Raw genomic sequence first — 2,640 nt, 5'->3', positions numbered from 1 at the left:
ACACCGGCTAACAAACAAAGCTAATTTTGTGCTTTCCCAAGGTTAGTTTTCTTCTTTTTTCTGTATTTTAGGTCGAAAATTAATCGGCTTATCAAACGCTTCGTTTGCTAGCCAAAACCGTTATGTGCAATTTGAACGAAACGACCTAAATTCAATAAAATAACAGAATATGAATAACGAATTATACGAAAACGAAAAAGTTGATTTATTTCAAGAACCTACTGGAAATGAAATAAAATTAACCAATGAACAAATTAATGAAAAGTATAAAAAAGGCGAAGTAAGAATCATAACTGAACAAGCTCGTTATCCACTAAACACCATTGTAAATATGGTAAATAGTGAAGATTATATTCTAAATCCAGAATTTCAAAGAAGACATAGATGGGATGGAACTAGAAAATCAAAACTAATAGAATCGTTTATAATGAACGTTCCAATACCACCTATTTTCCTTTATGAAAGAGAATATTCTGTTTATGAAGTGATGGATGGCCTTCAAAGACTTACAGCAATATCTCAGTTTTACGAAGACAAGTTTGCATTACAAGATTTGGTTGAGTGGAAAGAATTAAATGGTTTGAAATATTCTCAATTACCTGAGCAAATAAGAAAAGGAATTGACAGAAGATACATTTCGTCAATAATATTACTGCAAGAAACTGCAAAATCTGAATCAGAAGCAAACAGATTAAAACAATTAGTTTTCGAAAGAATTAATAGTGGTGGAGAAAAATTAAAAGCTCAAGAAATAAGAAATGCCTTATTTCCAGGTGGTTTAAACAACTTAACAATAAGTCTTTCTCGCAACAAATATTTCTGCAAATTATGGAATATTCCAGAACCTGACGAGACAGAATTAACAACAGGTCAAGCAAGACAAGAAGTAATTGAAGACAAGTACTTTAAAGATATGTCTGATGCAGAACTCGTTCTTAGATTTTTTGCTTATCGCCAAATTGAGCAATGGCAAGGGAACACAATGGAATATTTTTTAGATGAATTCTTAAAAAAAGGTAATGAACAATTTAATGAAAGTGTCTTAAATAATTTAAAAGATTTATTCAATGACACTGTAGAGTTTGCATATGAATTATTCGATGAAAAGGCTTTTTGGCTTCATAGAAGTAGAGAGAACAAATGGTTTCATTACGAAAGACCTACTAAAATATTGTATGACCCATTGATGCAAGTATTAGCAAATAATTTGGACAAAAAATCTGAAATTTTAGCTAAAAAAAGTCAAATTATTGATGGATTAGCAGATTTTCATAAATCACAATATGATTCCTTTAAAGGACGTGATACAAATAAAACCAAAGTCTTAGAAAGAATTGAAGTTCTAAATGATTATCTAAATAGTTTTATCAATGCGTAATATTTTAAGTGAATTCCAAAAGGAAATGGATTTGCTTAAATTATATATAGATTTTCAGAATGCGAGTTATAAAAATCAATCTAAAATTGAAAAATCAAAACCTGATTCTGTTTTAAAATCACTTACGATATCTAAAATTAAGCAATTCGATTTTAACTCTCATATTATATCAATTTATGGTGCATATGAACATTTCGTAGAACAACTCTTTGTAAAATACTTAAATGGGATTTGTTCAATTGTCACAAGTTATAATTTACTTCCAGAAGAAATTCAAAAAAATAATTTAAATAAAACTTTAGAAATTATTAAGCAATTAGATTATCGGAAAAATAAAAATGTTAAACCTGAAAAATTAATTGAAATTTTACATAAAAATATAAATGAAAATTTTTCAGTAATTAATATTGATGCATTTAAAAACCATAATGCAAACTTTAGAATTACAGTTATTGACACCTATTTTTCTGAAATAGGAATTAAAAATACATCCAGCTTAATTAGACAATATGAACCATTAAAAAGTTTTTTGACTATTAATGTTTCTGATTTTGCATCAAAAAAAAATAGCATTGTATTTCCAATTCTTGAACATATTTGTGACCTTAGAAATGACATTGCTCACGGAGTAAACAATGTTCAATTGATTAATAAATCGATTCTATTTGAGTATATCGATTTTATGAAAATATTTGCTACATCATTATTCGAATTAATAAACGACAACTATTTATCTAAAATATTTGAGTCTAATAATAATGAGATTGAAGTAATCAGTATTTTTAATAAAGAAATATTGTGTTTTAATACTAAGGGCAAAAAAATTGACAGAAATTCCAAAATATTAGTGAAATCAGAAAATCATTTACCGAATGTATTTTTAGCAAATATTAAAGACATACAGCATAACAATGTAAGTATTGACCAAACAGAATTAAATAATAATATTGACATTGGAATCTTAGTTGACAAAAAAATTAAGAATACTATGAATTTCAAACTAATAACGGAATAAAAACTGCACATAACACCGTGTATAATTAATGGCTAGTTCGAGCCTACTTACGAAAATCCTTGCGGATTTTCTATTCCGTTTATATCTGCTAAATTAGGTGCTGAAACACGCCACTAATCATACACAAAACCGTTAACTTAAACAGCGCTGAAATTCCTGGTGGAATTTTTCGCAGTGAATTAAATGAAAGGTTTTTTATCTATTTGAAATCAATGCTCACGCAAAATTTTTAAATCCGAAACTTTGT

Annotated in this window: 2 protein-coding genes; both read left to right on the top strand. The window is 27.6% G+C overall.

Going from position 1 to position 2,640, the window contains the following annotated elements; genetic code table 11:
• Positions 1 to 169: 169 nt before the first annotated feature.
• Positions 170 to 1,378 carry a DUF262 domain-containing protein gene (locus QVZ41_RS14515; RefSeq protein WP_302885368.1) on the top strand — a complete coding sequence of 403 codons (1,209 nt, stop codon included), beginning with the start codon at positions 170 to 172 and terminating at the stop codon, positions 1,376 to 1,378.
• Positions 1,371 to 2,393, top strand: coding sequence for a HEPN domain-containing protein (locus QVZ41_RS14510; RefSeq protein ID WP_302885367.1), 1,023 nt, complete (start codon positions 1,371 to 1,373; stop codon positions 2,391 to 2,393). Before QVZ41_RS14515 ends, QVZ41_RS14510 begins: the two co-directional genes overlap by 8 nt.
• The last annotated feature ends 247 nt before the right edge of the window (positions 2,394 to 2,640 follow it).

It is taken from the genome of Wenyingzhuangia gilva, from assembly GCF_030519655.1.
Taxonomy (GTDB): Bacteria; Bacteroidota; Bacteroidia; order Flavobacteriales; family Flavobacteriaceae; genus Wenyingzhuangia; species Wenyingzhuangia gilva.
The sequence above is the reverse complement of the archived record's forward strand: the minus strand, read 5'-3'. Positions and strand labels throughout refer to the sequence as shown.